The following is a 5053-nucleotide window of genomic DNA, read 5'->3' on the forward strand; positions in this document are numbered from 1 at the left end:
GTTCGATCCGTCGAGCCCGTGGGCGGGGAGGAGAGGGAGGTGCTGGTGCTGTGCCAGGTGAGGGGCGTCGTATCCCGGAGCGCAGCGTACAGCTCGAGGCTCGACTTGGAGACTCTGGAGCGCATCTACCAGGCCGGGATTGACGACGCGAACCTGCTCTGCCTGGCGAGGTCTCTCGGCTTCCTGGCGGAGGAGGATGGGCGCAAGGTCGTGCTCGCTCCGCGCCGCGCCTTCTACCCGGGAAACCCGGTCTACTTGGCCCCCGACGAGCTCGTGCGCGAGTTCTTCAGCTACCAGCCCGACGAGGGCATCCACATAGGGAGGCTTGTCTCGCGCAGGACGGTGGACGTTTATCTCTCCGTCAACGGTTTCAGGAGGCATGTTGCGGTTATCGCGCAGACCGGGGCTGGCAAGTCCTACACGGTGGGCGTCATCCTGGAGGAGCTGATGAGGCTCGGCGCTACGGCCGTCGTGATCGACCCGCACGCAGACTACGTTTTCCTCAGCAGGGATAGAGACATGCGGCGGCACGAGTACTCCGACAGGGTCGTGATCTTCAGGAACCCGAACAGCACGGGCCGCTACGACCCCAGCCAGCTGGACAACGTTAGGGAGCTGACGGTCAAGTTCAGCGAGCTCTCCCCGGAGGCTGTGGCCAGGATAGCCGATATCCCCGAGAAGTGGACGAACGTGAGGAAGGCGATCAGGAAGGCGATCGAAGAGCTGCGGAAGCAGGGAGACTACGAGCTCGAAGGCCTTCTTGGAGCGCTGAAGAGGATGTCGAACGGTAGGGGCGAAGAGGCCCGAAGCGCCGAGAGGGCCTACCAGAACCTTCTGAGGCTTAGGAAGGTCAGGGTGTTCGGAGCCTACACGACCTCTGTGAAGGATGAGGTCCTCAAGCCGGGCCAGATCAGCGTTCTCGACCTCTCCGGCTTGAACGATTCGAGCCAGGACTACATCGTGAGCTGGGTGCTTGAGGAGGTCTTCCGGTTGAGGCAGACGGGCGAGTTCCCGTGGCCTGTCTTCGTCGTCATCGAGGAGGCCCACCGCTTCGTGCCCGCGAAGAGCCTGGAGAGGCGCACGATGTCCTCCTCGATCATCAAGACGATAGCGTCGGAGGGGAGGAAGTTCGGCGTCTTCCTGATCCTGGTGACGCAGAGGCCGAGCAGGATTGACGCGGACGCGCTCAGCCAGTGCAACAGCCAGATCATCCTGAGGATCACGAACCCGTACGACCAGCGGGCCGTGGCGGAGGCGAGCGAGAGGCTCGGGGAGGAGATAATGCGGGATCTGCCGGGCTTGAACGTTGGCGAAGCGATAATCGTCGGGGAGCTGACGAGGGTTCCCGTGATCGTGAAGGTGAGGAGGAGAGCGACGAGGGAGGGGGGTGCCGACATCGACCTGGTTGAGGAGCTCAGGAAGGCTAGGCAGGTGCTGAACCTTACTCCGAGCCGCTACAGCACCAGCGGCCTATTGTCGGAGGTGTAGCGCATGGCGGTGGTCAAGGTTCTGCACACGGCCGACAACCACCTCGACCCGAAGCTGACCGAGCTGGGGGCGAAGTCTATGGAGCGTAGGAGGGACTTCCTCAGCGCATTCCAGCACGCAGTCAACTTCGCCCTCGAGCGGAGGCCGCACCTCTTCCTCGTCTCGGGCGACCTCTTCGACTCGGTGAACCCGAGGAACCCCGCGAGAACGCAGGTGATCAGGGCGTTCAGGAGGCTCCACTCGGAGGGTGTCAGGGTCTTCCTGATCGGCGGGAACCACGACATGCCGCGGAGCGTTGAGGAGGGGATGTCACCGCTCCACGAGATTGAAGCTTCGGGGTACGCCAGGTTCTTCTCCTCCCCTGAGGCACCCGAAGTTGAGCACGTCAGCGTGGACGGGCTGGACGTCGCTGTGGTGGGGCTTTCCTACAACCCGGCGGTGCCGCCCGACGCCAACCCCCTCAAGCACTTGAGCGTCAAGTTGCCGCGGGAGGGCGACTTGGCCATCGCGATGCTCCACTACAACTTCGCCGGCCTCCGAGTGCCCCCGTTCTGGAGGGCCCCGACCTTCTCGCGCGAAGACGTGCCGGGCGAGTACCGGTACTTAGCGCTGGGCCACATCCACTCCCGCGCGGTTGTAGACCTGGGTAGTACGGTCGTGGCGTACCCGGGGAGCACTGAGCGGAGGAGCTTCGGGGAGGAGGGAGACGAGGCGAAGGGCTTCCTCTGGGTCGAGCTGCAGGCCGAGGGCAAGCCGCGCCTGGAATTCGTCGAGACGCCGGCCCGCCCGATGAGAACGGTGAGGGTGGAGGTCCCCCCGCGGGTTGAGGACCCGATCAGCCACATCCTCCAGAACCTGCCCCCCTCAGACCCGAAGCTACTGCTCAGGTTGATCGTGAGCGGGCTGCTCCCGCTCAGCGGAATAGTGCGCTACAGCAAGGCAGCGCTGCTACGCCGCCTCGAGGGACGCTACTTCCACACCGTAATCGAGGATGGAGACCTGAGGTTCGAGGTTAGGACCTCAAGCGTTCCAGCAGCTGCGGCGAAGAGCCCCATCGAAGCTTTCCGAGCGGAGATGGAGGAGAGGATGAGGAGGGCTCAAACAGAGGAGGAGAGGGCGGTTCTAGAGCTCGCGTTTAAGCTCGGGCTACAGAAGCTCGAGGAGGCTGGCGCCTGGTGACGCGGAGTGGTGAGGATCGTCAGCCTTAAGGCTGAAAACTTCCGACGCTTAAGCTTCGATAAGCCCCTCACCTTCCCCTCCGGTTTCATAATCATCCGCGGCAGGAACGAGGCGGGGAAATCCACGATCCTCGAGGCGATCCTGTACGGCATATACGGCGACCACAACGTAATCGGGGCCCTCAGAGGCGGGGAGAGGCTCGGTTTGGAGGGCATTGTCAACCACCGCGCCAAGAGGGCTAGAGTTGAGGTGGTCTTCGAGGTGGAGGGGAAGCGGTACAAGGTTGAGAGGATCCTGGAGAGGGAGGGGGAGAGCGCCCGGCAGGTTGACGCGAGCCTCGTCGAACTGTCTGAGGGGGAGGCGAAGCTGCTGGCCAAGGGCGTGACTAAGGTGAACGAGGTGGTTCAGAGGCTCATCCGGGTATCGTGGAAGGAGATGCTGGCGACGAACGTGATCGCCCAGAAGGATCTGGAGCGCATCATCGAGATGGGTAAGAGCGAGAGGGAGAAGATCATCAACATGATGATGGGCTTCGAAAGCTACAACAAGGCGATCGAAAGGCTCGGAAAGGAGAGGAGGGAGCTCGAGAACAGCCTTCGAGAGGCTCGAGCTGAGGCTGAACAGCTGGCGAATAGGATCGCCGAGCTGGAGGAGAAGAGCGGGGAGCTCGATAGAAAGAGGGCTGAGCTGAGGCAGCTCGAAGAGAGGATCCCTCAGCTCGAGGCGGAGGAGAAGCGGGAGGAGGAAGCCTGCAATTACCTCAGCGAGGTCGAGGGTGTTTTGGTGCGGAAGCGCGATCTGAAGCGGCAGCTGGAAGCGGAGGGGAAGAGGGGGGAGGACATTAAGAGTAGGCTAGAGGAACGCAGGGTGCGCATCGAGCGGCTCTCAGCGGAGCTTGAAGAGCTGAGAGCCCGGAGAGGCAGCCTAGACTCCGAGCTGAGCAAGGTGGAGAGCGAGCTGGAAAGAATCAAGCGAGAGCTCGAGCGGTTGAGCGAGCTGCATAGAAGGGCCGCCAACCTCTCAGAACGACAGAAACAGCTTGAAGCTGAGCTGGAGAAGGTTAGAAGAAGAATCGAGAGCCTGAGCCAGAGCGTCGGAGAGCAGAAAAGGGCAGCCCTCGAGAGGGAGAGGGCGGAAGCCGAGGAGGCCCTCAGAAGGGTGCGGGAAAGGGAAGCTGCGATCCGCGTACCCGCCTGGAGCGTCGCGGGCGCGATAACTGTCGCGGCTTTCTCACTCCTGGCTGCACTACTCCAGCCTGTCGCGCTGGCCGGCCTGGCTGTCGCCGGCTTACTGCTGCTGCTGGGAATGCAGTCAAAGCACCGGCACCTACTGGAGCTAGCGAGGGAGGCGGACAAGCTCCGGGATAGGATCTCGAGCATCGACGCTGAGCTCAAGGAGCTTGAGAGGGGCGCGGGAGAGCTCAGGGAGCTGAGGAAGAGGGAGGCTGAACTGGAGGATCGGCTTAAAGAGCTGAGTTGGCAGTCAAGCGAGCTAGCGACGGAGCTGGGAATCCCGGGTGGGCTCGATTCGCTTGTGGAAGAGTTGGGAAAGCTGGTGAAGAACGCTGAAGATCGGGCGAGGGCAGCTTCATCGACTCGCGAATCGATAATCCGTCAAATCCACGGAATTGACGCGACCATTAAAGCTCGTGAGGAGGAGCGGGAACGCCTCCTGAAGGAGGTGGAGGAGCTCGAAGAAGAGTTGAACCGTACAACTCAATACCTGCTGAGCTTGGAGGAGGAGTACTTGAAGCTGACCATTCCGGAGCCACCCTTTGAGATTGAAGGGCTCCTCCCGCGGCCATCCGAGGGCGACTACGAGCATGTCAGGGAGTTGAGGCAGGAGAAGGAGAGGCGCCTAAGGGAGGTGCAGAAAGAGCTCGCAGAAGCGAGGGAGGGGGCGAAGAGGCTTAGGGAGTGGATCGAGGCGACCGAGAGGGAGCTGGAGCAGCTGCCTAAGCTCAAGGCTAGGTTGGAGGAGCTTAGGCGCTCGCTCGGGGAACTCGAACTGAAGGTCAAGGCAATGAGCAGCGCGATCGCGGTCCTCGAGGAGGTGGCGAGGAAGAGGAGGGAGGCCTTCGCCCCCAGCGTGGGGGAGAACATGAGCTGGATCGTCTCCTACATCACCGACGGCAGGTACAAAGCGGTGGATGTCAAGCCTGACACCTACGACGTCCAGGTCTACGATTCGGAGGCGGGCAGGTGGGTGCGCCGCGACATCTACAGCGGCGGAACGAACGACCAGTTCCTCCTAGCGATGCGCATCGCCTTCACCCTCTCCCTCCTACCTGCCGCGAAGGGCATCTACCCGAGGTTCCTCTTCCTAGACGAGCCGCTCGGCTCCTCCGACGAGGAAAGGCGAAGCAGGATCATCGATCTGCTCAGCA

3 protein-coding genes are annotated in these 5053 nt (G+C 62.3%); all 3 read left to right on the forward strand.

Annotated features, from left to right (window positions below; genetic code table 11):
• Positions 1-1488, forward strand: a 1488-nt coding sequence (locus QXF46_09075) for an ATP-binding protein (protein ID MEM0227011.1), incomplete at its 5' end; no start/stop codon positions are given.
• A 3-nt stretch (positions 1489-1491) separates the two neighbouring features.
• Positions 1492-2667 (forward strand): DNA repair exonuclease, encoded by a 1176-nt coding sequence (locus QXF46_09080; protein MEM0227012.1) that lies wholly within the window; start codon positions 1492-1494, stop codon positions 2665-2667.
• 6 nt (positions 2668-2673) lie between these two features.
• The coding region (locus QXF46_09085) for an SMC family ATPase (protein ID MEM0227013.1) at positions 2674-5053 on the forward strand (2380 nt) is incomplete at its 3' end.

Source organism: Thermofilaceae archaeon, assembly GCA_038731975.1.
Classification (GTDB): Archaea; Thermoproteota; Thermoprotei; order Thermofilales; family Thermofilaceae; genus JANXEW01.